This is a genomic window from Streptosporangium lutulentum (assembly GCF_030811455.1).
GTDB classification, from domain to species: Bacteria; Actinomycetota; Actinomycetes; order Streptosporangiales; family Streptosporangiaceae; genus Streptosporangium; species Streptosporangium lutulentum.
In genome coordinates, this window is record NZ_JAUSQU010000001.1 from 3,714,248 (window position 1) to 3,740,906 (window position 26,659).

The following is a 26,659-nucleotide window of genomic DNA, read 5'->3' on the forward strand; positions in this document are numbered from 1 at the left end:
GGTACGGCACCGCCGCCGGAGGTGACACCCCTCGGACGGGGACACTCGTCGCGGCGGCCGGAACCGTGACGCGTTCCTCGAAGGCAAGCTTTACTTTCGCATTACGTGAACTGGTTTGACCTGGTGTGCGCTCCAGGATGGAGAGTGAACGCATGAAGACGGCGATTACCGGGCTCACACCGGAGGTGGAGGTCCCCGAAGAGGGGCTGCCGATCAGCGCGGCCGCCGCCGCCTGCGGGCTGAGCGTCGACGCCCTGCGCTACTACGAACGGGAGGGGCTGACGCTGACGCCCGCCGACCGGGCGCCCTCCGGACGGAGGCGCTACTTCGAACAGGATCTGAGCTGGCTGGCCGGCCTCGTCATGCTCCGCCGGACCGGCATGCCGATTCGCGACATCCGGGCCTTCGCCCAGGTCTGCAGGGAAAAGGACACCGAACCCGAACGCCTCGCCGTACTGGAGGCTCACCGCGACCGGATCCTCGCCCAGCTCCGTGAGACCCAGGGGCACCTGGCCGCAATAGAACGAAAAATCAACTTTTATCGAGAGAGCATCGTAAAAAAATGAAGATTCTTGCACTGGGATCCCAAGGTCTGACCGTCTCCGCGGAAGGGCTCGGCGCCATGGGCATGAGTGTCTGGTACGGCGCCCGCGACGAGCAGGAGTCTCTGGCCACCCTCCGCCGCGCCGTCGACCTCGGGGTCACCTTCATCGACACGGCGGAGGCCTACGGTCCCTTCGAGAACGAGAAGCTGGTCGGCCGTGCCGTCGCCGGCCGCCGTGACGAGGTCACCATCGCCACGAAGTTCGCCACCGAGTTCGACGACGACGGCACCGGCCGCGGTATCAACGGCAGCCCCGCCCACGCCCACCGGGCCGTCGACCGGTCCCTCAAGCACCTGGGCGTCGACGTCATCGACCTGTACTACCTGCACCGCGTCGACCCCGACGTGCCCATCGAGGACACGGTCGGCGCGATGGCCGAGATGGTTCACGCCGGCAAGGTCCGCTACATCGGGCTCTCCGAGGCCGCCCCCACGACGATCCGGCGGGCGCACGCCGTCCACCCGCTCACCGCGGTGCAGTCGGAATACTCCCTGTTCAGCCGCGAGCCCGAGGACAACGGCGTCCTGGAGACCCTTCGCGAACTCGGCATCGGCTTCGTGGCCTTCTCCCCGCTGGGCCGCGGCTTCCTCTCCGGGCGGATCACCCGTGTCGACGACCTCGATCCCGACGACGCCCGCCGCCACCTGCCCCGATTCGCCCCGGAGAACATCGCCAAGAACCTCGCCGTCGTCGAGGACCTCAAGAATCTCGCCGCGTCGAAGGGCGTCACGCCGTCGCAGCTGGCGCTGGCCTGGGTGATGGCTCAGGGCGTCGTGCCGATCCCCGGCACCAAACGGCGCACCTACCTGGAGCAGAACGCCGCCGCCGCCGACATCACCCTGACACCCGGGGAACTGGCCACGCTGGACTCCGCCCTTCCCCCCGGCGTCGCCGCCGGGGAACGCGACACGCCCGCCGGCCTGGCGAGAACGTATCTCTGACCCCCGCGGCGGGGGAGCCGTCGCGCGTGCCGGACGTCGAACTCGTCGGCCGGGCGGGACGCGCGATGTCCACGGCCTTCGCGCCGCGCCGGAGCCCCGCCACCCGGCTCCGCACCGCCTACTCCTCCCCGGAGAACCTCTCCCAGGCCGACTGCCGCGTCATCCCCAGGGCCGCGCCGATCCTGGCCCACGTGACGCCGTGCTCCCGCAGCCGCCCGACCCAGAGCTGCAGGTTGGCGTTGATCTGGGCGCCGGCCGCGGCGGTGCGGGGCAGGAGGTCGAGCATCTCCTCGTCGGTCAGCTTGTCCGGCCAGGGGATCTCCGGCACCTCCGGAGGCTCGGAGGTCAGGCCGTCGGCGTCATCGCCCTCGCCGGCCTCGGCGCGCTCCGGTCGCGGGAGCTGCTGCTCAAGGATTTGGTTGCAGAGCTCCACGCACAGGTTGCAGATGTAGACGCCGGGACCGGCGATCAGCTTGTCCACCTCGGTCTGCGGCTTCGCGCAGAAAGAGCAACGGAGCGCACGATCGGCAAGGGCCTGGGCCGCCATGGGTCCTCCTGGGTCGATGGCCGTCAGGCTGTGCCTGACAATGATGACCGCGATCTTACGATGTCAGGCGCAGCCTGACAAGAGCCGTCGCGTGCCGCCGGGGAAGCGTGCCCGTGAGACGACGTGGGCCCGTGAGACGACGTGGGCCCGGCGTCACCGCCGGGCCCGCCCGTGCTCACCTGCTCACCTGCTCATCTGCTCACCGCGGCGTGTCCCGCGATGCCGTACGAAGACCCCGGTGTGTCCCGCGACGCGGTCGACGGACGTGCCGTCGGACGGCGAAGGTGGCCGGGGTCGCCCCCGGCCACCCGCTACCGGCGCTGCCCGGCCTTCTCCACGATGCCCGACGCCAGCTCGGCGACGGTGAAGACGCTGCCCGCCTTGAACATCACCTCCGACCCCGTCATCTGGTCGCGTAGCCACACCATGCGCGTACCGAGATAGCGGAAGGTCCGCGGCTCAAGGATGAGATATCGCCGCGTCTCCGCGCCCGCCGCCTCCCGGAACACCCCGAGGCCCTTGCGTCCCGCACCGTCCTCGACGCCCACCTCGACCCCGACTCCGGGGATCCTCCCCAGCGCGCGGTACATCGCCGCCTCCAGCTTCGGCGGCATGATCGCCTGCTGCTGCAGGTAGACGGAGATCACCCGGAAGGCGCGCGCGTCGGGATCCTCCGCCGTACGCGTCACCCCCTCCTCGACCGGAAACTCGACCCAGTGCCTGTCGTCCCGGACCTGCGCGAGGAGCTTGTCGGGGTCGGTGGGCAGCTCGCGGAGCCTCCTGTCGTACTGCTGGGGCGAGAGGTCGTCGTCGCCGGGGTCCGGGGGAACGTCGCTGATCCGGAACCGTCCGTCGACGTCGTAGCCGCCGGTCTGCTTTCCGTCGTAGCGGATCCACCGCTCCATCGTGGTCCCGTCGCCCGGATCCCCGTTGGGCTGCCTGGAGAGGGTCTTGCTGTACTGCCACTGGTCCGGACGCGGGGACGTGCCCGTCGACCGCGTCTCCGCGACGAGGGCGGCCTGCGCGAACACCTCCGAGGGGCTGGCATACCGCGCCGCCGATGGAGGCACCCCGCCGATCTCACCGGTCCTGTCGATCTGGACGAGGGTCAGCACCAGGGCCGCCACGAGGCCGAAGGCACCGGCGAGCAGCACCGGACGGCCGGGGAACAAAAACCTTCGCCGGTCGGCGGCGCGACCCGTTCCGGCCACCAGTCGGGCACGAGGAGCCGCGAGCCGTCCGGCGTCCGGCTCGGGCGCTTCGGCGCGCAGTTCGCGGAGCGCTGTCAGATCATCCACGGTCGGCCTCCTCTTCGATGGCGGTGGGGTCGGCGCCGCCGAGCGCGGCGCGGGTCTTCTTCCTGGCCCGGTGGAGCCGTGAGCGCACCGTTCCGACGGGGATGCTCAGGGCGTGGGCGACCTCGTCGTAGCTGAGGTCGGCCCACGCGATCAGTAGCAGCACGTCCCGGTCGCCCCCTGACAGGGTCGCGAGCGCGCCGGCCAGCTCCCGGCGCGCGGCCGAGGCGGTGACGCTGGCGTCCACGCGGTCGGCGTAACTCTCGGCCACCTCGTCCACACCGGTCCGGGCCAGCGCGCGGTAGGCCCGGACCTCCGCCCGGCGGTGCTTGCCGACGAGGTTGGCGGCGATGCCGTACAGCCAGGGACGGGCGTCCGGCCGGGTCACGTCGTAGCGCCCGCGCTTTCCGAAGGCGGCGAGAAAGGTGTCGGCGACGATGTCGTCGGCGATGGAGTCACCCAGCCTGCGGGTGACATACCGATGGAGCTCCGGCGCGTGACGGTCGAACAGGGTCGCGAACACGTCGGGCTCGTCTCGGGACCGTCGGATCAGCTCCGCGTCGTCGGTGCGGTCCGATGTATGGGCGCATTGTGCGTCGGCGATCAAACATGGCTCCGCTCATCGGGCCTCTGTTCTCACGAGGCGGGGGGCACGGTCATCTCTATTCACCCGAACCGGGCGATCGAGTTCACGCCCTTACCGGTTCCGGCGGCCGGCAAGCCTGGAAGGACGCTCACGAAGCTGCGGCAAGCGGTCTTCATCATCGTTCGTGAACGCGTGAAAGCGCACGACGGCGGTTGCCGCCGAGCTGGACGAGACGCCCGTCAAGGCGGACGAGGAGACCTCGCCGGCGCGGCTCCCCGATGCTCCGGTCATGGGCGCTCGCCCGGAGCGAGCGAGGCGGCACCCGCCTTCCGCCCGTCCCGAGGCCGGCGCCGAACGGCGCGGGCGGTCGCGTCAACGGCCGGACCGCTTCCTGTACAGCGTGCGCGGACCCGTCATACGATGCGGTTCGTGCCGAACATCGGACCCGTAGAGCTGCTCATCGCCGCCGCTCTGCTCGCGGTGATCCTGGCGATCGTCCTCGGTGTCGTCGTGGTCGCCCGGAGGGGAGACAGGGCGTCCCTTCCACCGCCGATGCCGCCGGCGCCCCAGGATCTGCAGGAGCTCGTCACGCGGCTGACGCGCCAGGGACAGAAGATCCATGCGATCAAGGCGCTGCGCCATCACACCGGGCTCGGCCTGTCCGAGTCCAAGAAGGTCATCGACGCCGTGGCCCTGGGGCACCCCATGTGGAGCCATCCCGTGCTGGCCCCGTTCCGGCCCTCCCCCGTGGCCCTGCCGCACGCCGGTCCCGACCTGGCCACCCGCGTGCGCGAGCTCAAGGCCGCCGGTCGCACGGCGCAGGCGATCCACCTGGTACGCGGCGAGACCGGCATGGGTCAGGCCGAGGCCGAGCTGTTCGTCGGCAGCCTCTGAACGCCCCCGGCGAGCGTGCCCCCGGTGCTCCGGTCAGGAGGTTCCTGTTGACATTGTCGCCAATGTCAAGGTTTAGCCTCAAAGCTCCTGTCCCCGCATCCTGGAACGGACGCCGATGACCATCCTGGCCGACCCTGACGACCGCGCCCTCCTGCTCGACCGCGACCGGAGCTTCTTCGACGCCCTGGTCGCCGCCGACCTCTCCTGCCTGGACGACCTGCTGGCGGACGACTTCGTCATGGTCGCCATCGACAACGGCGCGACCGTGACCCGAGCCGACCTGCTCGGTCTGATGTCATCCGGAACCGTCCGGTTTCCGGCCGTGCAGTCCTTCCCGGACGAGGCCGTCGTCCGCCGTATCGGAGACGTCGGCATCGTCGTCGGGCGAACCGGCATGAACTTCACCGGCGCCGACGGCGCCGTCTTCACCGCCGGCAGCCGGTACACCCACGTCTTCGTCTCCGACTCCGTCGCGGGATGGCGCCTCGTCTCCGCGCAGGGCACGGAGATCAAGCCCGGCTCGTGACGCCCCTCTCGCCGGGGCCCGCCGGACTCCCCCGTCTCCAGACGGAGAGCGGACAGGACGGCGGCGGCCGATCCGGGACCGGTCGGCCGGGGACGCGATCGCGTTCGGCCGGCGGGGTCTCCGTGTCATCGGGATGACGGTGGAAATCCCGAGCCCCTCGATCCGGCGGGCCACCGTCAGGAAAGTGCCGGCGCGGTGCGGACACGGCGGGGCGGGGTGAAGACGTACAGGCTGAGGATGTCGGACGGTTCGGCCACTCCCGGGCCACCGGCACGAACCCAGGCCGCGATGTCCTCGGCCGCGTCCGGGTCGTTGACCAGGCCGAGCCACACGGGACGGCCTCCCGCGGCGCGGCCGGCGGCCGACGGCTGGACGACGATCACGTTCGCCCGCTCGCACACGTCCAGGCAGTCGGTGACGCGGACCGCGGCGGTCTCGGACAAGCGGGCGACCTGCTCGGCGTGGTCGAGTCCGGCCACCTTCCCCGGGTCGCCGCAGCAGCAGCCGCGGCAGACGACGATCCTGCATGGTGCCGGTTTCCTCATGCGCACGTGAATCCTTTGCCGGTGCATTCGAGCAGGTCAGATGACGGTTCGAGGCAGGGGCACGGGGTTCGCCCCGGCCGGTCGGGCGGGCGGGCCGGGAACCCGCCGGTCGCCGGCGGGTTCCCGGACACGCGGAGGGCCGGCCGAGCGGCTCATGGGGCTCCCCGGGCAGCTCGTACGGCTCGCGTCCACTGCTCGCGGCGGATCTCCGGATCGATCAGAGCGCAGTCGCCGCACATGCCGCCGCCCGGCAGGCGGTAGTACAGGCAGCAGCTGCGCCGGACGAAGAACGAGTGTCCCGGGGCGGGTTCGGCCAGCTCACCGCCGCCTTCCAGGACCCCCGTGGAAAGCAGTTCGCGCCCCAGCGCGCTCGCGCCGGCGGCGTGTCCCGGATGGCGGCGGGCGATCGCCTGGACGGTCCCGGCCAGCGCGGAGGCGGCGTTGCCCCACAGCAGACCGGGGGCGATCTTGGTGACCTCCCGCGTGGTGCGGGCCAGTGGCTCCAGCAGCCCGGTGACCACGACGCGGTAGATCGGCTCGGCCGCCCGGTTCGGGTCGGTGATCTCCCAGCCCTCCGGGTGGGCGACTCGCAGCGGGAGCGGGCCGCTCGGCGTGGGACGCCAGAACGCGCGGTCCGGCGCCAGGTCGACGAGCACCCCGCGGGTGACGGCCGCACCGATGACCGGCGACCACAGGCGAGCGGCCAGGCCCTGGAAGAAGATGGAGGCGGCGACCAGGTCCTCGGTGGTGCCCAGGCGTCGCGCCACCTCGGCGATCCTGCCCGACAGCACGCTCGGGCCGGTGAGCAGCTCGGTGAGCGGGAGCCACCCGGATTCGAGCGGTCCCGTTTCGAGCTCGAAGTAGGCGCTGATCGTCGCCACCTCGGACAGAACGCCTGCGACGCGACGGGAGGTCGCGGGTCGTGGCATCACCGGGACGGCCCCGATCGACGGGCAGGCCGAAGGGCGCACTGCCGGTAGGACCACATGGCGGCCACCGTCCTCTCCTGGGGAGATCCGCCCCATATCGTGAGGAGGCGACCGCGTGAGTCTCCTGGCTCTCGGGTCGATGCTCGTCCCGGCCTTCCCACCCGCACGCGGGCAGTGGCTTGTTCGGGATCCGCTCGCCGATCACAGTGGCGGGACCGCACCGGATTCACACCGGCTTCCTCGTTCCGCCGTCGCCTTCACCAGTCATGGTCGCACGAACGGTCACTGAGGACATAGCGGACCCAGCTCCCCGTTCCGTGGTCCGCGCGCCGAGCCGGCGGATCGCCGAGGGTCGCGGCCCCCGAGAAATCCCTCACCGTGGTCCGCGCGCCGAGCCGGCGGATCGCCGGGGGTCGCGGCCCCCGAGAGGTCCCTCACCATGGTCCGCGCGGCCGTCCGGCGCGCCGGTCTCTCCACGACAGCGGCAGACTCTTCCTCGTGAAGCGAATTCTCATCGTCGGCATCGGCGCGGGAGACCCCGACCACCTCACCCTCCAGGCGGTCAAGGCCATCGCGGCGGCCGACGTGTTCTTCATCCTGGACAAGGGCGAGGCCGGGCACGATCTCATCCGGCTCCGGCAGGACCTCGTCGACGCGCACGCCCGCGCGCCGTACCGGCTGGTCAAGGCCCGTGATCCCGACCGCGACCGGACCAGCGCCGCCTATGCCACCGCGGTCCAGGACTGGCGATCACGCCGCGCCGGCGTCTACGAACGGCTCATCCGCGACGAGCTCGGCGACGACGAGACCGGCGCGTTTCTCGTCTGGGGCGACCCCTCCCTCTACGACAGCACGCCGGCCGTCCTTGAGGAGGTCCTGGATCGGGGCGCGGTCCGATTCGTCTACGACGTCGTGCCCGGCATCAGCAGCGTGTCCGCTCTGGCCGCCCGGCACCGCATCGGCCTGACCCGGATCGCGCGGCCCCTGCACATCACCACGGGCCGCCGCCTGGCCCTGGAGGTCCCCGAGGCCGACGACATCGTCGTCATGCTCGACGCCCGCTGTGCCTTCGCCACCCTTCCCGACGCCGCCGAATTCGAGATCTACTGGGGCGCCTATCTCGGCACCCCCGACGAGATCCTGGTGGCCGGAGCGGTCACGGAGGTCGCCGGCCAGATCCGCGACGTCCGCGCCGCGGCTCGGGAACGCAAAGGCTGGATCATGGACACCTACCTGCTGAGACGGGTCTCTCGGTGAGACCGCGGGGATCACGGTCCAAAACGGCTCTGTCCCGCAGGATGCCCCTGGCCAATACGGCTGACCAGGGGCAAATGTGAAAACTCAGCAGAAAAGTGGAATTAATCAACCGCTAATGAACTACCAGCGGTAGATGGTGTAAGGGTTGTAGTAGACCTGGCCGTAGCTGAAAGGGTTGTAGTAGACCTGGCCGTAGCCGAGGGTGTTGTAGTAAACCCGGCCGTAGCCATAAGGGTTGAAGGGATCGATGAAGAAGTTGCCGCTGGCGCTCGAGTTCTCGGACGTGGCGGCGGATTCCTGAGTCGCGCTTGCGCCGGCAGGCTGGGCCGACACCGTCAGGCCGACGATGAGGGTGGAAGCCACCAATGTTCCGGCGGCGAGAGCGTGCTTGAACATGAAAAATCACTCCGTGTCTGATGTTTGAGCCTGGCGTGCTGCCTGGGCTTACAGAGCGCCGACCCGGCTTCCCGGAAATATGGCGAATCGGCGTCATGTAAGACGCTAGTTGAGGGTCATCCGTACGTTCACCCCAGAGAGAACAAAGCCTTGGTCCGGGATCATCACTGAAGAAAGGCGGAGGTTACACCTGAATGGAGATCAAAAGCCCGTTCTAGGTGACGAATCCGATAAATCGGCCGGACACGCCGACGAGACAGCCGAGCCGGTTTCTCGGTCGGAGCGGTGGTCGCCCGCACCGCGGACGACAGGCCACGCCGGGTTCTCCGGCCTTCTCTCACCCTCTCCGGTTTGAGGGCCGCGCCTCATCCGCCGGACGGTCCGCCGCGCCGAGGTCGGAGGCGACCGGTCCAGCCCAGTCGGCACAGCAGGTAGGCCACCCCACGCGCGGTGTAGGACACGTGGAATCTCTCAGCGATCAGCACGGCCACGCGTGAGGCGGTCCAGCACTGATCGTCCCAGCCGTAGGCGGCGGGCCCCTCCTCCAGGGCCTTCTCCAGCAACGTCAGCTGTTCGTCGGTGAGCTTGCAGCCGTTGCCGGCGGCGCCCTTGGAGGCCAGCGCGGCCTTGCCTCCCCGGCTCCAGAGCGCGTACCACTCGTAGGCGGACTTGCGGGTGATTCCCAGCAACCGGGCCACCCGCGGCGGCTCCATTTTCCCCGCGAACATGTCCGCGGCCCGGAACCGCAGCCTCTCGCGTCTGACCCGCTCCTGCGCGGACAGTCCCCCGCCCCTGTCGGAGTACCTCATGCTTCAAGGTTGTCATCCGGACAAAAGACACTCAACGGGCACCCGGCCCCATGTCACCTCCGCATTTCCCGGCCGTCGCACGCGGGCCGTACTCGCCGGGGATCGGACGGCATATGAAGCGCGGGCACGCGCCGGGCCATGGACGCATCCGTGAGGTGACCGAGCACCCCGCGCCGAGGTCGTCGGGCGCCGTTCACCGTGAGGACGCGATCTCCTGCCTCAGCGGTGCCGGGCGCCTTCGTGGTCGGCGTGCCCGGCAGGCTCCAGTTGCAGCGTGGAGTGCTCCACGTCGAAGTGGCCGGCCAGGCACTCGTGCAGCCGGTCCAGTACCTGGCCGAGGTCACCGCTGGTCAGGACCTGCTCTTCCACCACGACATGGGCCGACATGACCGGGACGCCCGAGGTGATGGTCCAGGCGTGCAGATCGTGGACGTCGAGGACGCCCTGCGCCTCCAGCAGATGCCGCCGGACCTCCTGCAGGTCGACGCCCTTGGGAACGGCCTCCAGCAGGATGTCCACGGCCTCGCGCAGCAGGCTCCAGGTGCGGGGCACGATCAGCAGGGCGATGACGACGGAGACGATCGGGTCCACCCTCGTCCAGCCGGTGAGCGCGATGACGACCGCGGCCACGATCACCGCGACCGACCCCAGCAGATCGCCGAGAACCTCCAGGTAGGCCCCCCGCAGGTTGAGACTCTCGGCCTGTCCGCGGCGCAGCAGCCACAACCCGACCGCGTTGGCGACCAGGCCGGCCACGGCCGCGACCAGCATCACCGTGCCGCCGACCGGCTCGGGGTCGCTGAAGCGCCGGACGGCCTCGTACAGGATGTAGACGCTCAGGGCGAGCAGCACGACCGCGTTGACCGCCGCGGCGAGGATCTCCGCGCGCTGGTAGCCGAAGGTCCGCTGGAGGCCGGCCGGTCTGCCGGCCACCCAGATCGCGAACAGCGCCAGTGCGATCCCCGCCGCGTCGGTGGCCATGTGCCCGGCGTCGGCGAGCAGGGCCAGGCTGCCCGACAGCACCGCCCCGATGATTTCGACGACGAACACGACGAGGGTCAGCGCCAGCACGACGGCCAGGCGACCGCGGTATGCCGCGGCTCCCGTCGCCCGGGGGTGGCCGTGCCCGTGTCCGTGTCCCATCCAGCGCCTCCTTGGTCAGTACAGCTTCCAGTGTTTATACACTAGCCACTGTATATACAGCAATCGGTGTATCGTCGTTGCCATGTTCACCGCCGCGACCCGCCTTGACGCGATGGCCCGGCTCGGAAGGGCGCTGGCCGATCCGAACCGCTGCCGGATACTGATCGCCCTGCTCGAAGGACCTACCTACCCCGCCCGGCTGGCCGACGAGCTCGGACTGACCCGCCAGAACGTGTCCAACCATCTGTCGTGCCTGCGAGGCTGCGGCCTGGTGATCGCGGCGCCCGAGGGACGTCAGACCCGCTACGAACTGTCCGACCGGCGCCTCGCCCATGCCATCGAGGACCTCCTCCACGTCGTGCTCGCCGTCGATCCCGGCCACCGTGACGCGCACGAGGCGCCTGGCGCCGACTAGGCCCCGCCTGCTCGGCATCACCGCGCTCAGGATCGCCACCGGCGCCACCACCGGTGGCGACCTGCCATTCACCGCATCGCCGACCCGGCGGCGGGGCACGCGCCCCGGCGCCCGGGTGCCGTACGGCCCTCGGGAGAAGCCGGAGCCCGACCGCAGCGATCAGGCTCCGGGGCCGGCTTCGGGCGGAAACCATCTGAAACCAAAGTAAAAGGTTTTCGAAGCATGGGTCCGGTGTGAGTCGATGTCGGCGGGAAGGCACCGTCGCCCTTGCTCTACCCCGTTCGGTCAGGCTATTTTCTGCATGGCACGTACCACGCGCCCCGACCGGGCGCACACCCTCTCAGCGAAAAGGTTTTCCTAAAGGGTTAACGGCGCCCTTCGGTATGAGCAGGATCGTGACCGGAGGACCCTCTCGCGGGAACCCCTTGCCAACGTCCACAGACGTGCCCAGATGACGGAAGGAACGGACGGTGAGATCACGTACCGAGCGCCGCTCCCCCGTGATGACCGATGTGGCCAAGGCGGCGGGCGTTTCTCATCAGACGGTCTCGCGGGTGCTCAACGAGCATCCCAACGTTCGTGCCGAGACGCGCACCCGGATCCTGGAAGTGATCGACCGGCTCGGCTACCGCCGCAACCTCGTCGCTCGCGCGCTGGTCACCCGCCACACCCGGACCTTGGGCGTGGTCGGCTTCAACACCACGCTGTACGGCCCGGCCAGCACGGTCGACGGCATCGAGCAGGCGGCCAGGGCGGCCGGTTACTTCGTGAGCATCGTCAGCCTGCGCACCGTCGACGCGGCGGGCATGCGCGACGCGATCGGCTATCTGGCCGACCAGGGGGTCGACGGGATCGTCGTGGTGGCGCCGCGGCGCTTGGCGGCCCGCGCCTTCGACGGCCTGCCCCGGGACATGCCCGCGGTGGCCGTCGAAGGTCAGCAGGAGGGCGAGATGTCGGTGGTCAGCGTGGATCAGATCGAGGGCGCCCGACTGGCCACCGAGCACCTGCTGGAGCTGGGGCACCAGACCGTCTGGCATGTCAGCGGCCCCTCCGACTGGCTGGAGGCCGAGAGCCGCATCGAGGGCTGGCGCACGGCCCTCGAAGCCGCCGGCCGGACCGTCCCCACGCCGTTGGCCGGCGACTGGAGCCCGCGTTCGGGATACGCGGCGGGCCGTCTGCTCGCCGCGATGGCCGACCAGGTCACCGCGGTGTTCGTGGCCAACGACCAGATGGCCCTCGGCGTGCTGCGCGCGCTGACCGAGGAAGGAGTGAAAGTCCCCGAGCAGGTCAGCCTCGTGGGTTTCGACGACATCCCCGAGGCGGAGTTCTTCTCCCCGCCGCTCACCAGCGTCAGGCAGGACTTCGGCGCCGTGGGCAGGAGCAGCATCGAGGTGCTGCTCCGGCAGATCGAGACGGGCGAGGCCCCCGTACGCGAGCGGCTGACCGTGCCTCCCCTGCTCGTCGCCAGGAACAGCACCGCCCCCCTGCGGTGACCACTCGCGGCGCGAGGAGAGAGGCGTCCTCGCGAGACGGTCTCCCCCGGGGCTCCACCGGCTGTGCACCGAGACGTCGCCCCTCGTGATATCGACCCGAAAGTCCTCAAAGCCCTCGCGTCTCCTGGCCTTCTAGCCATGTCAAGGCGGCATCTGCATGATTGACGTATGGCTGACGACGTGACACCGGTATCCACACCGCGGGCGATGACCGCCGCCCAGGCTCTCCGATGGGAGGAACTCCTGCGGAATGTCGCTGAAATGCTCCCGGCCGGACCGGCGTACGTGGTGGTCGACGGCGGCGGCGAGCAGGACCTGATCGTCGCCGAACGCCTCGCGGACACCGTCCACGCCGCAGGACGCGCCTGCGTCCGCCTGTTCGACACCGTCCCGTCCACCGGCGATGACACCTGGAGCGCCGCGTGCGACGCCGACGCGGTCGTGGTGGCACAAGGCTCCCACTGGCGGGCCCACCCACCTCGCGACCGCTGGGACGTGGTGATCCGGCTGCGCACCGCGTCCACCAGGCCCGGGAACGCGAAGTCCGACGCTGACATCGTCATCGACCTGAACGATCCGGCCTGGCCGGTGATCCGCCACGTCGCCGCCCGGCTGGCCGGCCACCCCCGGTGGTACGTCACCGAAAGCCGGGCCTTCTTCGCCACCCGCGCCGCCACCTGGGACACCAAGTTCGGCGACGACCTGCCCGCCTACGCCGCCGCGATCGCCGAGGCAGGTCTGCCGAAAGGCGGCGTCGTCGCCGACGTCGGCTGCGGCACCGGCCGCGCCCTACCCGCCCTCCGCCGCGCCGTCGGTCCCCGCGGCGGTGTCATCGCGGTGGATCTGACCCCCGAGATGCTCGAACAGGTCCGCTCTCAAGGCCGCGCCGAGCACGCGGCCCTCGTCCTCGCCGACGCCCGGCACCTGCCCCTCACCGACGCGTCCGTCGACGCGGTGTTCGCCGCCGGGCTCATCACGCACCTGCCCGACACCGACGCGTGCCTTCACGAGCTGGCGCGCATCACCCGGCCGGGTGGCCGGCTCGTCCTCTTCCATCCCTCGGGACGTGCCGCTCTCGCCGCCCGCCACGGCCGCACCCTGCGCCCCGACGAGCCTCTCGCCGAAGCGCCCCTGCGTCGATCGATGCACCAGACCGGGTGGCAGCTGACCGGCTACGACGACCCGGAACACCGTTTCCTCGCCATCGCCGCCCGCCGGTAGCCGAGCACGGAACCGGCGGGTTCACGGTACGGAGATCCGCACCACGGGGTGGGCACGCCGATACGCGGGGAATCCGCGCCATGAGGATTGATACGGCCGATACATGAGAAATCCGCGCCGTGGGGGTGGACGCGACCGGTACGTGAGGAATCCGCGCCGTGGGGGTGGATACGGCCGGGCGGACGTCGTCGCCGCGGGACGATTCCCGAACACCCCCTTCCCGATGAACGGTCGGCGCGCTCGTGACGATCGCGACTCCTCGTTGGCATTTCTCAGGTGAACACCGGTTTTACCGTGGCCGTGATGTGCCGGGAAGGGGGAACAGGGGAGGCAGGGAACGATTTCGATCAGGGAGAGCCTGTCATGCTGTTGAGTGCGCGCAACAAGATTCCGGCACGGGTCACCGCCGTCACCCACGGTGAGGCGACGGCCAACGTGGAGCTGGATGCGAGCGGGGTACGGCTGGTGGCCTCGATCACCATGGAGGCCGCGCGGGAGCTGGGCCTGTCTCAGGGCAGCGAGGTGATCGCGGTGATCAAGGCGTCCGACCTGATCCTGGCGACGCGCGACTGAGGACGTCAAGGGGGCGGTACGGCCCCGCCGGATCGGTCACGCGATGCGCGCCGAGGTGGACATCGTGGTCGGCCACGACCTGTCACCGCTCCAGGCCCATGCCGTGGCCCACATCGCCCCGGCAGGTGGTGACGGCCCCCCTCCCGCGCCAGGCGAGGCGGGCCGTCACCACCGGATCCCGTCAGGTCCCGTCCGGGCTCACCGGGCGGGTCCCCGGGCGGTCACTCCTCTTCGCCCTCCTCGCCTTCGAAGAACTCCTCGGCCATGTCCGCGACCACGTAGCCGCCGACCAGTCCCGCCGCTCCGGCGGTCACGACCGATCCCATCCCCGAACCGTGGTGCCCGCCGCGGTGACCACCGCCGTGGTGGGCGTACGGGTCGTGGCCGCCCTGGTGGAAGCCGCCGTGGGAGTACTGGGCCAGAGAGGCCAGCCAGCCGTTGATCTCCGATGCCCAGTCGCGGTGCAGGGCCTGGTCGTGGCTGACCTGCCAGCGGCCGATGGCGTCGGTGCTCGAACGGCCGGCGCGCTTGTCGGCTTCCACGATGACGTCCAGGCCACCGGGGCCTGCGACGAGGGTCAGTTCGACCTCGTTGATCTGCCCGGAGTACTGGGGCGGGGGGTAGAACTCGATCTCCTGGAAGAACGGCAGCTGCTGCCTGATGCCGTAGATGTGGCCCCGCTCCAGATCGGCTCCCTTGAACTGGAACCCGAACTGCGAGAACGCCCGCAGCACGGCCTCCTGGGAGGCCAGCGGTTCGATCTCGAGCGGGTCCAGGTCGCCCTTGTCGACCGCCTTGGCGATGGCCAGCTCGGTGCGCACGCCCATGGCCATGCCGCGCAGGTGCTGACCGGCGATCTCGGTGATCGGCGCCTCCCACGGAACGGGAAAACCGAACGGGACGACCTTGTCCTCACCGGTGCGCAGTTTGAACGGTCCCGAGACCTGCACGCGATGGAACTCCATCAGGCCGATCTGCTCACCCTCGCCGTGCTCAGATTCGACCCGGGTGACCAGCCCCAGCGCGATGTACTCGATGTCGGCGTCGAAGTCGCCGCCCTTGATCCGCACTTCTCCGTGCACCAGCCCGCCGGGCTGTACCCGAGACGCGGCCAGGACGGTGTCCACCGAAGGCGCCCCGACACCGAGGGCCCCCAGCATCCGTTTGAAGATCACGTTTTCCTCTCCTGCTCATGCGATGAATGAGACCGAACAACAAACGATCACCAGGTGGGCAGGGTTCCCGGACACGCCGAGCACGCACGGAGTGGCCATCGGAAGCGGCGGACGGCCTCACGTGCGTATCCTGGTCGGCTGGGTGGTTCGGGGAGCGTCTCGCGCCGCGTCGGTCACGACGTGCGGGCGGGCCCGCCCGTCCTGGACAACGGCGAGGTGGGCGCCGGTCCATCGGTCCTCCGCCGGGATGACGTTGTCGTCCGAGGCGCCGATCGCGACGGCGACAAGGAGGGGCGGCCCTACCGTTCATCGCGCGAACCGATCCGCTCGGCGCTCGGTGACCCGAATGAAACGGTCATGTAATTACGCTGCCGGTCAGCCGAAGGAGATGGTCCCGCCGACCATCCCCCTCTCCATCTCGAGGAGGCCATGTTGACCACTCCCAATGGGAGCGATCGAAGCGATCGCAGTCCCTGGAATTGGCTGCTGATTTTACCGATCGTCCTACCTTTACTTAGCTTTCTCTACAATTCCGATGAACCTCGGCTTTTTGGCTTCCCGTTGTTCTACTGGTTCCAATTCGCCTGCATCGCGGTCGGCGTCGTGACCACCACGGTCGTCTACCAGATGACCAAGCGGAGGCGATGACCGGTGAACGAGCACCTGACCGAGATCATCGTCTTCTCCGTGTTGTTCCTGCTCGTCAGCGGCATGGGGTTCGTGGCCGCGCGCTGGCGCCGTCCGGACAGCCTTGCCAGCCTCGACGAATGGGGCCTCGGAGGCCGGAACTTCGGGCCGTGGGTGACCTGGTTCCTCGTCGGAGGCGACCTCTACACCGCTTACACCTTCGTGGCCGTGCCCGCGCTGATCTGGGGCGCGGGCGCGATGGGCTTCTTCGCCGTGCCGTACACGATCGTGGTCTATCCGATCGTGTTCCTGGTGCTGCTCCGGCTCTGGTCGGTCTCGCACGTGCACGGCTTCGTGACGCCGGCCGACTTCGTCCGGGCTCGCTTCGGCTCCCCCACGCTGGCACTGCTGATCGCGATCACCGGCATCGTCGCGACGATGCCCTACATCGCGCTCCAGCTCGTCGGTATCGAGGCCGTGCTGAAGTCGATGGGGGTGACCGGCCATCTGCCGATCATCATCGCGTTCGCCATCCTGGCCGCCTACACCTACCAGTCGGGCCTGCGCGCCCCGGCCCTGATCGCCTTCGTCAAGGACACGCTGATCTACATCGTGATCATCGTCGCGATCATCGTGATCCCGATCAAGCTGGGCGGCTGGGACGCGGTCTTCGACAACGCCCAGGCCAAGTTCGCGGCCTCGCCCGCACCGGGCGACGGCATCTTCCTCAACGCCAACAACCAGCTGCAGTACATCACCCTGGCCCTGGGCTCGGCACTCGCGCTCTTCCTCTACCCGCACAGCATCACCGGCGTGCTGGCCTCCAGGAACCGTGACGTGATCAAGCGGAACATGTCCGCGCTCCCGGCCTACAGCCTGCTCCTGGGCCTGATCGCACTGCTCGGCTACATGGCCATCGCGGCCGGGATCACCCCCATCGGCACGGACAACAACACGATCGTGCCGCAGCTGTTCGACCAGATGTTCCCCGACTGGTTCACCGGGGTCGCCTACGCCGCGATCGGCATCGGTGCGCTGGTCCCCGCGGCGATCATGTCGATCGCCGCGGCGAACCTCTTCACTCGCAACATCTACAAGGAGTACATCAGGCCGAACGCCAACGACGCCGACGAGGCCCGGGTCTCCAAGATCACTTCACTGCTCGTCAAGGTCGGCGCGGTGCTGTGCATCCTGTTCCTGGACACCGGCTTCTCCATCGACCTCCAGCTCATCGGCGGCATCATCATCCTGCAGACGCTCCCGGCGGTCGCGCTGGGGCTCTACACCCGCTGGTTCCACCGCATCGGCCTGATCGCCGGATGGGCCGCCGGAATGGTCGCCGGAATGCTCATGCTCTACAACATCGGCAACCCCGCCACCGGCAAGCTGCACTTCGCCGGATCGGCGTTCCCGCTGGAGAAGCTGGGCCTGGACACCAAGATGACGATCTACGCGGGCGTCGTGGCGCTGGCCGTCAACCTCGCGGTCGCCGCGCTCGCCACGGTCATCGCCCGTGGTGCCAAGGTGGCCGACGGCGACGACACCACCCGGCCCGACCACTATCTCGCCGACGAGGGCGACCCCCGGGTCAAGGACCTCGACCTCTGATCTGGTACGGCTCGCACTCCCCGAAAACAGATGACCTGGTACGGCTCGCACTCCCCGAAAACGGAGGGCGAGCCGTACGGATCTCATCGACGCCCGTCGGCCGTTCCGGTCGCATCGCAAGGCCGGAAAGCATCTCGCCGTGATGAGCCGCGAGCCCGCCCGTGCGAGATCACCGGCCCGGGTCCGTCTCGACGCTCTACGAGGCCGGGGTCAGCTCCGCCATCTGTGACCAGCCCTCACCGGGCACCTCGACGTTGATGATCTGCGGGGTCTTCGCGATCACCTTGGGCATCCAGGCCATGGCGGTCTTGAAGTGTTCGGAGCTCACATGCGTTTCGCCCGCGGCGGACGAGGCGAACGCCTCGACCAGGACGAACTCGTCGGGCGTGTCGACGCTCTTGGACCATTCGAAGAAGATGTTCCCCGGTTCCCGCCGCGTGGCCTGGGTGAAGTCGTCGACGAGCGAGAGCCAGTCATCGCTTCGCTCGGGACGGACGGCGAACTTGACGACAATGAAGATCATGAGTTGGTTTCCCTCGCTGTGCCGCAGGTGACGATTCTCCGCCGGGCGCGGGTTGGGCGTGCCGCTTGGTCATCATCGACATTGTAATGAGCCACGCCCGCCCGGCTTCCGCTTCCATCGGGCGGGCTTACCTATATCCGGCCACACCTGTACCGTCACGATCACGGCGAATGGAGGGCCATCGGATGCGCGCGACCCGCCTCGGATCGATTTCACTGGTCATCGCCATGAGCCCGTGCTCCCAGACACCTCCCACCCCGGAGACCGAACCCCCACGAATCGGATACGCCTCCGCCGTTCAGGCCGGTGCGGACGATCTGGTGACCGCCGGATCACCTGGGGCGACGGTCCATTTTCGCGAGGGCGACGAGGTGAGGGAGGCAGCGGCCGGATTCGCCGACGCGACGGCACGAGACCCGATGCGGCCGGACCACCGCTTCCGGATCGCGAGCATCACCAAGACATTCACCGCGACGCTCGTGCTCCAACTGGTTCACGAGCGGAAACTCGCCCTTGGCGACACACTCGGGCGCCTACTGCCCGGAATCCTGCCGGGCGCCGATGCCGTGACCGTCACGCAGTTACTGACGCATACCAGTGGCATACCGGACTATCTCACCACTCCCCGTTTCATGGAAGCCATCCTGGAGCGCGGTGAGCACTCACGGAGATGGCCGCCCCGGACATTGCTGAGCTACGTGGGCAAACTCTCCGAAAGCGGCGACTATCGCTACTCCAACACCAATTTCATCCTGCTCGGGCTCATCATCGGAGCAATCGTCAATACCTGTGGATCAAGATCTTTTAAGCGGCTGCGGATGGGACGTGGTCGTCGGGTCGTTCGACGAGCTTGCCGCCGGTGAAGGTCGCCCCGGCGCGGACCAGCGCGACCAGATGAGGGGCGTTGACCGCGCGCCAGCGGGCCTGGGCGGACTCGATCAGCTTGAACGCCATGGCCAGCCCGGCAGCGCGTGAGCCGGGCCCCTTGGTGACCTTGGTGCGGTGCCGGACGGTGGCGAAGGTCGACTCGATCGGGTTGGTCGTGCGTAGGTGCACCCAGTGCTCGGCCGGGAAGTCATAGAAGGCGAGCAGCTCCTCGAGGTCGTCGACCACCTTGGTCACGGCCTTGGGATACTTGGCGCCGTAGGCGGCCTGGAAGCCCTTGACCGCGGCCTGGGCATGGTCTTTGTCCTCGGCGTTCCAGATCTCGGCCAGGGCCTTCTTCGCTGCGGGGTGAGCGGACTTCGGCAGCGCCCCCAGCACATTAGCGATCTTGTGAAACCAACACCTCTGCTCTCTGGCCTGCGGAAACACCTCCCGAAGCGCGGACCAGAACCCCAGCGCACCGTCCCCCATCGCCAGCACCGGCGCCCGCATCCCGCGCCTTTTGGCATCGCGCAGCAGATCGGCCCACGACTCAGCCGACTCCCGATAGCCGTCGCTCAGCGCGACGAGTTCCTTGCGGCCATCAGCGCGCACCCCGATCATCACCAGCAGGCACAGCTTGTGCTCCTCCAGCCGGATGTTGACGTGGATGCCGTCGACCCACAGGTAGACGTAGTCGGCGCCGGACAGGTCGCGGGCGGCAAACGCGCGCTGCTCGCCCTTCCAGGTCTCGGTCAGACGAGTGATCACCGGCGCGGACAGGCCCGCGGTCGAGCCGAGGAATTGGCCCAGCGCGGGGATGAAATCGCCCGAGGACAGGCCGTGCAGGTACAACAGCGGCAACACCTCGCTGACCTGCGGGGTCTTACGCGCCCAGGCCGGCAGGATCGATGAGGAGAACCGCTGACGCTCACCCGTCTGCTCGTCGATGCGCTTGTCGTTGACGCGCGGGGCCGTGACCTCGATCGCGCCGGCCGCGGTGAGGATCTCGCGCGGCTGATGGGAGCCGTTACGCACCACCAGACGGCGACCGGCCGCATCGCGCTCGTCAGCGAAGGCGGCGATGTAGGCGTCCACCTCGGCCTGCAACGCGGCGGCCAGCATCTTACGGGCGCCCTCACGGACGATCTCATCGATCAACGAGGAGGCGGCGGCCGTCGATGAGCTGTCGTCAGCGGGCGGTTCGGGCACTACGGTGAGCGGCACGGGTGTGCCTTCCCGACCGACGCGCCAACGTCGGCCTTATCTCGAAACCATCATCGGATGATCCGGGAAGGTACACCCCTCCCCGGCAGATCCACAGGTTTCGATCATTGCTCCATCATCGAGAAGGCCACCGGTCAGCCGTACGAGCAAGCGCTCCGCACGCGGATCGTGAAACCGCTCGGGCTCAGTGCCACAGAACTACCGGACGACCTCCTGCCGCAAAAGCTCGCCCAGGGCGAGCACGGCGAGAGTCGGGGAGCGACGCTCGTGCACTCCTCGATCTTCTGGTCAGCCGGCGGGCTGGTATCTACCGCGCACGACGTAGCGGTTTTCTATCGGGCGTTGTTCAACGGAGACCTGCCCGGAGGAAAGGCTCTCATTCGTAAGAACGGAATCGGTTTCGGCGTCTTCTCCGACGAGCTGCCATGCGGCATTCGCGTATGGAGCCATTCTGGGATGATCCACGGTTACTCAGGGGTCGCGATGAGCAGCGAGGACGGACGCCGCCAGATAGTGATCCAGCTCAACTCGTCCGCTGCCGGAGAGACCACGGCCATAGCGCAGAGACTGATGTGCCTGTGAAGTCGCGGAAAAACAGGCTGGATCGGTCGAGGAAACGACCCGCACACGAAACGGCCGGCCCGGGAAAGAATTCCGGCACAAGCCTGGGGAAAACCCTCAGGTCCGCGCGGTGGATCCGCAGGCAAAAAGCCGCCAGGGAAAACCCCAGGGAAAACCGCAGGGAACCCTGGGAAAGCCCTCAACGAAAAAAAGGGGGCTGGAAATGAAGAAAGGGCCACCCCGCATGGGGTGACCCTTCTCAAAGATTGTCCGGCGGCGACCTACTCTCCCACACCGTCCCCGGTGCAGTACCATCGGCGCTGAAGAGCTTAACTTCCGGGTTCGGAATGTAACCGGGTGTTTCCCCTTCGCCATAACCGCCGTAACACTATGAAACTATCAACACCACACACCCCCACCAACTCTGCCGTGGGGGGCGGTGTTTGCTGTTTCAGAATCACATAGTGGACGCGGGCAACACTGCCCTCCTACCAACCAACCCCAGCGGTCACGCGCTGCTCCGGACCCGGCGAAGGATACAGAGCGCAGCGACAACCACCATCGGTTGACCTTCAGAGCACGATTGCTTTGTGGTCAAGTCCTCGGCCTATTAGTACCGGTCAGCTCCACACGTTACCGTGCTTCCACCTCCGGCCTATCAACCCGGTCGTCTCCCGGGGGCCTTACCCACTCACGTGGTGGGAGACCTCATCTCAAGGCGAGCTTCCCGCTTAGATGCTTTCAGCGGTTATCCCTTCCGAACGTAGCCAACCAGCCATGCTCCTGGCGGAACAACTGGCACACCAGAGGTTCGTCCGTCCCGGTCCTCTCGTACTAGGGACAGCTCCTTTCAAGTCTCCTGCGCGCGCAGCGGATAGGGACCGAACTGTCTCGCGACGTTCTAAACCCAGCTCGCGTACCGCTTTAATGGGCGAACAGCCCAACCCTTGGGACCTACTCCAGCCCCAGGATGCGACGAGCCGACATCGAGGTGCCAAACCATCCCGTCGATATGGACTCTTGGGGAAGATCAGCCTGTTATCCCCGGGGTACCTTTTAGCCGTTGAGCGACGGCGCTTCCACATGCCACCGCCGGATCACTAGTCCCAGCTTTCGCTCCTGCTCGACCCGTCGGTCTCACAGTCAAGCTCCCTTGTGCACTTACACTCGACACCTGGTTACCAACCAGGCTGAGGGAACCTTTGGGCGCCTCCGTTACTCTTTAGGAGGCAACCGCCCCAGTTAAACTACCCACCAGACACTGTCCCTGATCCGGATCACGGACCGAAGTTAGACGTTCAAAACGACCAGAGTGGTATTTCACCAATGACTCCACCACCACTAGCGTGATAGCTTCAAAGTCTCCCACCTATCCTACACAAGACGTTCCAAACGCCAATGTCAAGCTGTAGTGAAGGTCCCGGGGTCTTTCCGTCCTGCTGCGCGTAACGAGCATCTTTACTCGTAGTGCAATTTCGCCGGGTCTGCGGTTGAGACAGCGGGGAAGTCGTTACGCCATTCGTGCAGGTCGGAACTTACCCGACAAGGAATTTCGCTACCTTAGGATGGTTATAGTTACCACCGCCGTTTACTGGCGCTTAAGTTCTCAGCCTCGCACACCGAAGTGCGCTAACCGGTCCCCTTAACGTTCCAGCACCGGGCAGGCGTCAGTCCGTATACATCGTCTTACGACTTCGCACGGACCTGTGTTTTTAGTAAACAGTCGCTTCCCCCTGGCCTCTGCGACCCCCACCAGCTCACAAAGCAAGTCTGATCACCAGCGGAGGCCCCCCTTCTCCCGAAGTTACGGGGGCAATTTGCCGAGTTCCTTAACCACAGTTCACCCGATCGCCTTGGTATTCTCTACCTGACCACCTGAGTCGGTTTGGGGTACGGGCCGCCACGACACTCACTAGAGGCTTTTCTCGGCAGCATAGGATCACCCACTTCGCCACAATCGGCTCGGCATCACATCTCAGGATTACATGAGAGGCGGATTTGCCTACCTCTCTCCCTACATGCTTACCCCAGGACTACCATCGCCTGGGCTGGGCTACCTTCCTGCGTCACCCCATCGCTTACCTACTACCAGTTCAGGCCAGGCGTTCAGCCTCACCCCTACACACCCCGAAGGATGCAAACGAGGGACTTAAGGACCCTTAGTATCACTGGATTCAGTATTGGCGCATCGTAGCGGGTACGGGAATATCAACCCGTTGTCCATCGACTACGCCTGTCGGCCTCGCCTTAGGTCCCGACTTACCCTGGGCGGATTAGCCTGGCCCAGGAACCCTTGGTCATCCGGCGCAGAAGTTTCTCACTTCTGATTCGCTACTCATGCCTGCATTCTCACTCGCACGGCCTCCACGACTAGATCACTCTGCCGCTTCGCCGGCCGCACGACGCTCCCCTACCCATCCACACACCTAAACCACAAAGGCTCAGCATACGTGTGAATGCCACGACTTCGGCGGTGTACTTGAGCCCCGCTACATTGTCGGCGCGGAATCACTTGACCAGTGAGCTATTACGCACTCTTTCAAGGGTGGCTGCTTCTAAGCCAACCTCCTGGTTGTCACTGCGACTCCACATCCTTTCCCACTTAGCACACGCTTAGGGGCCTTAGTCGGTGGTCTGGGCTGTTTCCCTCTCGACTACGGAGCTTATCCCCCGCAGTCTCACTGCTGCGCTCTCACTTACCGGCATTCGGAGTTTGGCTGACGTCAGTAACCTTGTCGGGCCCATTAGCCATCCAGTGCTCTACCTCCGGCAAGAAACACGCAACGCTGCACCTAAATGCATTTCGGGGAGAACCAGCTATCACGGAGTTTGATTGGCCTTTCACCCCTAAACACAGGTCATCCCCCAGGTTTTCAACCCTGGTGGGTTCGGTCCTCCACGCGGTCTTACCCGCGCTTCAACCTGCCCATGCCTAGATCACTCCGCTTCGGGTCTACAGCATGCGACTCAAACGCCCTATTCAGACTCGCTTTCGCTACGGCTCCCCCACACGGGTTAACCTCGCCACACACCATAACTCGCAGGCTCATTCTTCAAAAGGCACGCAGTCACATCACAAACACTCCGAAAAGTGTTTACGCTCCTACGGCTTGTAGGCACACGGTTTCAGGTACTATTTCACGACCCCTCACCGGGGCGCTTTTCACCTTTCCCTCACGGTACTTGTTCACTATCGGTCATCAGGGAGTATTTAGGCTTACCAGGTGGTCCTGGCAGATTCACACAGGATTTCTCGGGCCCCGTGCTACTTGGGATCCCCTCAAACAGTCCAACCGATTTCGCCTACCCGACTCTCACGGTCTACGGCGCCCCTTCCCAGAGGCTTCGACTATCGAAAGGATTTTTTACTGTTTGCAGAAACGGCAGTTCCTGCTAGAGGGTCCCACAACCCCGCCCGCGCAACGCCTGCCGGCTATCACACGCGAACGGTTTAGCCTGTTCCGCTTTCGCTCACCACTACTCACGGAATCACTATTTGTTTTCTCTTCCTACGGGTACTGAGATGTTTCACTTCCCCGCGTTACCACCAACCGCCCTATACATTCAGGCGGAGGCAACACCACATGACTGGTGCTAGGTTTCCCCATTCGGACATCCCCGGATCAACGTCTGGTTGGCGACTCCCCGGGGCTTAACGCAGCCTCCCACGTCCTTCATCGGCTCCTGATGCCAAGGCATCCACCGTGTGCCCTAAAAAACTTGGCCACAAAGATGCTCGCGTCCACTATGCAAATCTCAAACAACAAACAGCGACCGTATCCACCCCACCACCAGACACCCACACCCCCGCGAAGAGGTGATGAGCCGATGTGGCAGGAGAACGGTCCCGCAAACGAGGAACCAACGGCGCCCAACCCCACAACAGGGGCGAGCAGCCACTTACCCAGGCCACCACCCGACGGCGGTGACCCGAAAGCGGCCCGTTTCCTCAGGACCCAACAGTGTGTTCACCCCGGCCGAACCCCTGAAACCGTCGTTCCCACTCCCATGCTCCGAAGAGCGTGGGCGGTACTTGCCGGTCAGCGATCCCGCCGAACCGAATAGCCAGTGCTCCACTAATGAGCGTGCCATGCGTGAGACGAACGCTCACGAACACGGCGTAGACCCCGCAGCTTGCGCTGCACGGTCGGTGCTCCTTAGAAAGGAGGTGATCCAGCCGCACCTTCCGGTACGGCTACCTTGTTACGACTTCGTCCCAATCGCCAGCCCCACCTTCGACCGCTCCCCCCAGCAAGCTGGTTGGGCCACGGGCTTCGGGTGTTGCCGACTTTCGTGACGTGACGGGCGGTGTGTACAAGGCCCGGGAACGTATTCACCGCAGCGTTGCTGATCTGCGATTACTAGCGACTCCGACTTCATGGGGTCGAGTTGCAGACCCCAATCCGAACTGAGACCGGCTTTTAGGGATTCGCTCCACCTTGCGGTATCGCAGCCCTCTGTACCGGCCATTGTAGCATGTTTGCAGCCCAAGACATAAGGGGCATGATGACTTGACGTCATCCCCACCTTCCTCCGAGTTGACCCCGGCAGTCTCCAATGAGTCCCCAACCACCCGAAAGTGTTGCTGGCAACATTGAACAAGGGTTGCGCTCGTTGCGGGACTTAACCCAACATCTCACGACACGAGCTGACGACAGCCATGCACCACCTGTCACCCGATCCGAAGAGGCACCCATCTCTGAGTGTTTCCGGGCAATGTCAAGCCTTGGTAAGGTTCTTCGCGTTGCGTCGAATTAAGCAACATGCTCCGCCGCTTGTGCGGGCCCCCGTCAATTCCTTTGAGTTTTAGCCTTGCGGCCGTACTCCCCAGGCGGGGCGCTTAATGCGTTAGCTACGGCGCGGAAACCGTGGAAGGTCCCCACACCTAGCGCCCAACGTTTACAGCGTGGACTACCAGGGTATCTAATCCTGTTCGCTCCCCACGCTTTCGCTCCTCAGCGTCAGGTAAGGCCCAGAGAACCGCCTTCGCCACCGGTGTTCCTCCTGATATCTGCGCATTTCACCGCTACACCAGGAATTCCGTTCTCCCCTACCTACCTCTAGCCAGCCCGTATCGAATGCAGACCTGGAGTTAAGCCCCAAGCTTTCACACCCGACGTGACAAGCCACCTACGAGCTCTTTACGCCCAATAATTCCGGACAACGCTTGCGCCCTACGTATTACCGCGGCTGCTGGCACGTAGTTAGCCGGCGCTTCTTCTGCAGGTACACGTCAACTTCGTCCCTGCTGAAAGAGGTTTACAACCCGAAGGCCGTCATCCCCCACGCGGCGTCGCTGCGTCAGGCTTTCGCCCATTGCGCAATATTCCCCACTGCTGCCTCCCGTAGGAGTCTGGGCCGTGTCTCAGTCCCAGTGTGGCCGGTCGCCCTCTCAGGCCGGCTACCCGTCGTCGCCTTGGTAGGCCGTTACCCCACCAACAAGCTGATAGGCCGCGAGTCCATCCCTGACCGAAAAACTTTCCACACCCACCCCATGCGAGGAGGTGTCGTATCCGGTATTAGACCCAGTTTCCCGGGCTTATCCCAGAGTCAGGGGCAGGTTACTCACGTGTTACTCACCCGTTCGCCGCTCGAGTACCCCGAAGGGCCTTTCCGCTCGACTTGCATGTGTTAAGCACGCCGCCAGCGTTCGTCCTGAGCCAGGATCAAACTCTCCAAACAATGTCTGAAAAAGTTCACCCCAGCTGAAAGCACCCGCCCCTCACACAAGAGGGGCGCGTGTATCAACCAAAGGAATCCGTCCCCCACCCAGCGGGTGGGATGAACGGGGTTGTGCATCATGCACTGGCTTTTAACACACTGTTGAGTTCTCAAGAAACGGACGCGTACACCGGAGTGAATCAGAACCCGCAGGGCCCGACCATCCGGGGCGTTCGTT

The 26,659-nt window shown here is 66.5% G+C and carries 22 protein-coding genes, 3 rRNA genes, 2 pseudogenes and 1 riboswitch; of the genes and pseudogenes, 13 read left to right on the forward strand and 14 right to left on the reverse strand.

Annotated features, from left to right (window positions below; translation table 11 throughout):
* Positions 1-152: 152 nt before the first annotated feature.
* Entirely contained in the window at positions 153-566 is a 414-nt protein-coding gene (locus J2853_RS16610) for a MerR family transcriptional regulator (protein ID WP_307558917.1), read from the forward strand.
* Entirely contained in the window at positions 563-1,546 is a 984-nt protein-coding gene (locus tag J2853_RS16615; protein ID WP_307558920.1) for an aldo/keto reductase, read from the forward strand. Before J2853_RS16610 ends, J2853_RS16615 begins: the two co-directional genes overlap by 4 nt.
* A 397-nt stretch (positions 1,547-1,943) precedes the next feature.
* Here the strand turns inward: J2853_RS16615 and J2853_RS16620 are convergent.
* The 3 genes and pseudogenes from J2853_RS16620 to J2853_RS16630 all read right to left on the reverse strand — a co-directional run.
* Positions 1,944-2,093 (reverse strand): annotated as a pseudogene (locus J2853_RS16620) (ClpX C4-type zinc finger protein); the annotation flags it as partial.
* A gap of 311 nt (positions 2,094-2,404) precedes the next feature.
* Positions 2,405-3,391 carry a CU044_5270 family protein gene (locus J2853_RS16625; protein ID WP_307558922.1) on the reverse strand — a complete coding sequence of 329 codons (987 nt, stop codon included), beginning with the start codon at positions 3,389-3,391 and terminating at the stop codon, positions 2,405-2,407.
* A complete protein-coding gene (locus J2853_RS16630; RefSeq protein ID WP_307558924.1) occupies positions 3,384-3,911 on the reverse strand; it encodes an RNA polymerase sigma factor in 528 nt (175 codons plus the stop codon). Before J2853_RS16630 ends, J2853_RS16625 begins: the two co-directional genes overlap by 8 nt.
* A 492-nt stretch (positions 3,912-4,403) precedes the next feature.
* Here J2853_RS16630 and J2853_RS16635 point away from each other — a divergent pair, with 492 nt between their 5' ends.
* Positions 4,404-4,868, forward strand: coding sequence for a 50S ribosomal protein L7/L12 (locus J2853_RS16635; protein ID WP_307558927.1), 465 nt, complete (start codon positions 4,404-4,406; stop codon positions 4,866-4,868).
* Positions 4,869-4,983: 115 nt separating this feature from the next.
* Entirely contained in the window at positions 4,984-5,394 is a 411-nt protein-coding gene (locus J2853_RS16640; protein WP_307558929.1) for a YybH family protein, read from the forward strand.
* A 176-nt stretch (positions 5,395-5,570) separates the two neighbouring features.
* On the opposite strand, the gene J2853_RS16645 is transcribed toward J2853_RS16640, so the two are convergent.
* Complete coding sequence (locus J2853_RS16645) at positions 5,571-5,939, reverse strand: (2Fe-2S) ferredoxin domain-containing protein (protein WP_307558931.1); 369 nt, start codon at positions 5,937-5,939, stop codon at positions 5,571-5,573.
* Between the two features lie 152 nt (positions 5,940-6,091).
* Positions 6,092-6,868 carry a (2Fe-2S)-binding protein gene (locus tag J2853_RS16650; RefSeq protein WP_307558933.1) on the reverse strand — a complete coding sequence of 259 codons (777 nt, stop codon included), beginning with the start codon at positions 6,866-6,868 and terminating at the stop codon, positions 6,092-6,094.
* Positions 6,869-6,967: 99 nt separating this feature from the next.
* Positions 6,968-7,163: riboswitch (cobalamin riboswitch) on the reverse strand.
* Positions 7,164-7,366: 203 nt separating this feature from the next.
* Here J2853_RS16650 and cobF point away from each other — a divergent pair.
* The gene (gene cobF / locus J2853_RS16655) at positions 7,367-8,125 is read left to right on the forward strand and encodes a precorrin-6A synthase (deacetylating) (RefSeq protein ID WP_307558935.1); all 759 of its coding nucleotides are present in this window, start codon (positions 7,367-7,369) and stop codon (positions 8,123-8,125) included.
* Between the two features lie 120 nt (positions 8,126-8,245).
* Here cobF and J2853_RS16660 read toward each other — a convergent pair whose 3' ends face one another.
* The 3 genes and pseudogenes from J2853_RS16660 to J2853_RS16670 all read right to left on the reverse strand — a co-directional run bounded on the left by J2853_RS16660 (position 8,246) and on the right by J2853_RS16670 (position 10,473).
* Complete coding sequence (locus J2853_RS16660; RefSeq protein WP_307558937.1) at positions 8,246-8,521, reverse strand: hypothetical protein; 276 nt, start codon at positions 8,519-8,521, stop codon at positions 8,246-8,248.
* A gap of 386 nt (positions 8,522-8,907) precedes the next feature.
* Positions 8,908-9,330 (reverse strand): annotated as a pseudogene (locus tag J2853_RS16665) (helix-turn-helix domain-containing protein); the annotation flags it as partial.
* Between the two features lie 219 nt (positions 9,331-9,549).
* Positions 9,550-10,473: a cation diffusion facilitator family transporter gene (locus J2853_RS16670; RefSeq protein WP_307558941.1), complete on the reverse strand. Its 924-nt coding sequence runs from the start codon at positions 10,471-10,473 to the stop codon at positions 9,550-9,552.
* Between the two features lie 82 nt (positions 10,474-10,555).
* Here J2853_RS16670 and cmtR point away from each other — a divergent pair, with 82 nt between their 5' ends.
* The 4 genes from cmtR (at position 10,556) to J2853_RS16690 (ending at position 14,175) form a co-directional block, all read left to right on the forward strand.
* Positions 10,556-10,888, forward strand: a complete 333-nt coding sequence (cmtR, locus tag J2853_RS16675) for a Cd(II)/Pb(II)-sensing metalloregulatory transcriptional regulator CmtR (RefSeq protein WP_307558943.1) — start codon at positions 10,556-10,558, stop codon at positions 10,886-10,888.
* A 503-nt stretch (positions 10,889-11,391) separates the two neighbouring features.
* Positions 11,392-12,381, forward strand: coding sequence for a LacI family DNA-binding transcriptional regulator (locus tag J2853_RS16680; protein WP_370879530.1), 990 nt, complete (start codon positions 11,392-11,394; stop codon positions 12,379-12,381).
* A gap of 168 nt (positions 12,382-12,549) precedes the next feature.
* Positions 12,550-13,602, forward strand: a complete 1,053-nt coding sequence (locus J2853_RS16685) for a class I SAM-dependent methyltransferase (protein WP_307558947.1) — start codon at positions 12,550-12,552, stop codon at positions 13,600-13,602.
* A gap of 363 nt (positions 13,603-13,965) precedes the next feature.
* A complete protein-coding gene (locus J2853_RS16690) occupies positions 13,966-14,175 on the forward strand; it encodes a TOBE domain-containing protein (protein WP_307558949.1) in 210 nt (69 codons plus the stop codon).
* Between the two features lie 221 nt (positions 14,176-14,396).
* Here J2853_RS16690 and J2853_RS16695 read toward each other — a convergent pair whose 3' ends face one another.
* Complete coding sequence (locus tag J2853_RS16695) at positions 14,397-15,350, reverse strand: sporulation protein (RefSeq protein WP_307558951.1); 954 nt, start codon at positions 15,348-15,350, stop codon at positions 14,397-14,399.
* Positions 15,351-15,779: 429 nt separating this feature from the next.
* On the opposite strand from J2853_RS16695, the gene J2853_RS16700 reads away from it, so the two are divergent.
* Both J2853_RS16700 and mctP read left to right on the forward strand, forming a co-directional pair.
* Positions 15,780-15,998 carry a DUF3311 domain-containing protein gene (locus J2853_RS16700; RefSeq protein WP_307558953.1) on the forward strand — a complete coding sequence of 73 codons (219 nt, stop codon included), beginning with the start codon at positions 15,780-15,782 and terminating at the stop codon, positions 15,996-15,998.
* Positions 15,999-16,001: 3 nt separating this feature from the next.
* The gene (gene mctP, locus J2853_RS16705) at positions 16,002-17,585 is read left to right on the forward strand and encodes a monocarboxylate uptake permease MctP (RefSeq protein ID WP_307558955.1); all 1,584 of its coding nucleotides are present in this window, start codon (positions 16,002-16,004) and stop codon (positions 17,583-17,585) included.
* 196 nt (positions 17,586-17,781) lie between these two features.
* Here the strand turns inward: mctP and J2853_RS16710 are convergent, their stop codons facing one another.
* Positions 17,782-18,108 carry a putative quinol monooxygenase gene (locus J2853_RS16710; RefSeq protein WP_307558958.1) on the reverse strand — a complete coding sequence of 109 codons (327 nt, stop codon included), beginning with the start codon at positions 18,106-18,108 and terminating at the stop codon, positions 17,782-17,784.
* A 185-nt stretch (positions 18,109-18,293) separates the two neighbouring features.
* On the opposite strand from J2853_RS16710, the gene J2853_RS16715 reads away from it, so the two are divergent.
* A complete protein-coding gene (locus J2853_RS16715) occupies positions 18,294-18,971 on the forward strand; it encodes a serine hydrolase domain-containing protein (protein ID WP_307558960.1) in 678 nt (225 codons plus the stop codon).
* Here the strand turns inward: J2853_RS16715 and J2853_RS16720 are convergent.
* Complete coding sequence (locus J2853_RS16720; RefSeq protein WP_307568683.1) at positions 18,913-20,184, reverse strand: IS256 family transposase; 1,272 nt, start codon at positions 20,182-20,184, stop codon at positions 18,913-18,915. The genes J2853_RS16715 and J2853_RS16720 overlap by 59 nt on opposite strands.
* A gap of 72 nt (positions 20,185-20,256) precedes the next feature.
* Between J2853_RS16720 and J2853_RS16725 the strand changes: the two genes are divergently transcribed.
* Positions 20,257-20,781: a serine hydrolase domain-containing protein gene (locus J2853_RS16725; protein ID WP_307558962.1), complete on the forward strand. Its 525-nt coding sequence runs from the start codon at positions 20,257-20,259 to the stop codon at positions 20,779-20,781.
* 247 nt (positions 20,782-21,028) lie between these two features.
* Here the strand turns inward: J2853_RS16725 and rrf are convergent.
* From rrf to J2853_RS16740, 3 genes are all read right to left on the reverse strand, one after another.
* Positions 21,029-21,145, reverse strand: a 5S ribosomal RNA gene (gene rrf / locus J2853_RS16730).
* Between the two features lie 205 nt (positions 21,146-21,350).
* Positions 21,351-24,486: ribosomal RNA gene (locus J2853_RS16735) — 23S ribosomal RNA — on the reverse strand.
* Between the two features lie 435 nt (positions 24,487-24,921).
* Positions 24,922-26,442: ribosomal RNA gene (locus J2853_RS16740) — 16S ribosomal RNA — on the reverse strand.
* The 16S, 23S and 5S rRNA genes sit together here, the layout of an rRNA operon.
* Positions 26,443-26,659: the final 217 nt, after the last annotated feature.

Excerpts from the sequence above, each read along its gene's own strand:
- J2853_RS16610 (WP_307558917.1), top strand. The coding sequence starts at position 153 with ATGAAGACGGCGATTACCGGGCTCACACCGGAGGTGGAGGTCCCCGAA.
- J2853_RS16615 (WP_307558920.1), top strand. The coding sequence starts at position 563 with ATGAAGATTCTTGCACTGGGATCCCAAGGTCTGACCGTCTCCGCGGAA.
- J2853_RS16640 (WP_307558929.1), top strand. The coding sequence starts at position 4,984 with ATGACCATCCTGGCCGACCCTGACGACCGCGCCCTCCTGCTCGACCGC.
- J2853_RS16645 (WP_307558931.1), bottom strand. The coding sequence starts at position 5,939 with ATGAGGAAACCGGCACCATGCAGGATCGTCGTCTGCCGCGGCTGCTGC.
- J2853_RS16650 (WP_307558933.1), bottom strand. The coding sequence starts at position 6,868 with ATGCCACGACCCGCGACCTCCCGTCGCGTCGCAGGCGTTCTGTCCGAG.
- J2853_RS16660 (WP_307558937.1), bottom strand. The coding sequence starts at position 8,521 with ATGTTCAAGCACGCTCTCGCCGCCGGAACATTGGTGGCTTCCACCCTC.
- J2853_RS16670 (WP_307558941.1), bottom strand. The coding sequence starts at position 10,473 with ATGGGACACGGACACGGGCACGGCCACCCCCGGGCGACGGGAGCCGCG.
- cmtR (WP_307558943.1), top strand. The coding sequence starts at position 10,556 with ATGTTCACCGCCGCGACCCGCCTTGACGCGATGGCCCGGCTCGGAAGG.
- J2853_RS16680 (WP_370879530.1), top strand. The coding sequence starts at position 11,392 with ATGACCGATGTGGCCAAGGCGGCGGGCGTTTCTCATCAGACGGTCTCG.
- J2853_RS16685 (WP_307558947.1), top strand. The coding sequence starts at position 12,550 with ATGGCTGACGACGTGACACCGGTATCCACACCGCGGGCGATGACCGCC.
- J2853_RS16690 (WP_307558949.1), top strand. The coding sequence starts at position 13,966 with ATGCTGTTGAGTGCGCGCAACAAGATTCCGGCACGGGTCACCGCCGTC.
- J2853_RS16700 (WP_307558953.1), top strand. The coding sequence starts at position 15,780 with ATGTTGACCACTCCCAATGGGAGCGATCGAAGCGATCGCAGTCCCTGG.
- J2853_RS16710 (WP_307558958.1), bottom strand. The coding sequence starts at position 18,108 with ATGATCTTCATTGTCGTCAAGTTCGCCGTCCGTCCCGAGCGAAGCGAT.
- J2853_RS16715 (WP_307558960.1), top strand. The coding sequence starts at position 18,294 with ATGCGCGCGACCCGCCTCGGATCGATTTCACTGGTCATCGCCATGAGC.
- J2853_RS16725 (WP_307558962.1), top strand. The coding sequence starts at position 20,257 with ATGATCCGGGAAGGTACACCCCTCCCCGGCAGATCCACAGGTTTCGAT.